This window comes from Vibrio sp. 10N.222.55.C6 (assembly GCF_041473395.1).
GTDB classification, from domain to species: domain Bacteria; phylum Pseudomonadota; class Gammaproteobacteria; order Enterobacterales; family Vibrionaceae; genus Vibrio; species Vibrio crassostreae_C.
In genome coordinates this window covers 1-720 of the sequence record NZ_JBFRSD010000553.1, presented here as the reverse complement: position 1 = coordinate 720, position 720 = coordinate 1, and the positions used below count along the sequence as shown (strand labels likewise).

At 44.6% G+C, this 720-nt stretch carries 1 pseudogene; it reads right to left on the bottom strand.

The window, feature by feature from the left end:
* Positions 1 to 150 precede the first annotated feature (150 nt).
* Positions 151 to 720 (bottom strand): annotated as a pseudogene (locus AB4486_RS25050) (alkene reductase); the annotation flags it as partial.

The window sequence follows — 720 nt, the reverse complement described above, 5'->3', positions numbered from 1 at the left end:
GTCATCTAAAGCTGCTCTTTCAGCCTTACCTAAAACAAGACTGTGTTTCTCAGTTTGATATTGCCAAATTCGATAGGGTTCCATATCACTTCCACTCGCTTAATGAAAAGGTAAGGCACCAAAGAGTTATCGTCCTTGGTACCTGGTGTATTAGGCTTGATAAGTTGGATAATCGACGTAGCCTTCGGCTCCGCCCCCATACAAGGTCAACCTAGCATCGGCATCAAACTCGGCCAATGGTAAATCATGAGCAAATCGGGCGACCAAATCAGGGTTCGTTACAAACGGAGTACCAAAGGCAACGAAATCAGCATACTGCTTATCTAGCAACTGTTGGGCAGATTGCTTGGTCAACTTTCCTGCAACCATGATTGGATTAGAGTATATTCGGCGTACTTGCTGGCGAAACTCTTCAGGCACCTCTACATAGCGTGATATGTTTTCTGAAAAATGCACATACGCAAGGTTCATCAGTTGTAGTTTTTCCAGCAATGCTAACGTTAGCGGAACAATTTCAACATCATCCCCAGCAAAACCCTCTCCGATATGAGGAGACAGACGAACCGCAACTCTTTCCCCACCAATTTCGTCGGTAAGTGCTTGCAACGTATCAACCAAAAAGCGCATGCGATTCTCTTGGCTGCCACCATATTGATCACTTCTTTGGTTGCTTTCTAAGCGTAAAAAGGTATCAAACAAGTAACCATGCGCAGCATGAAT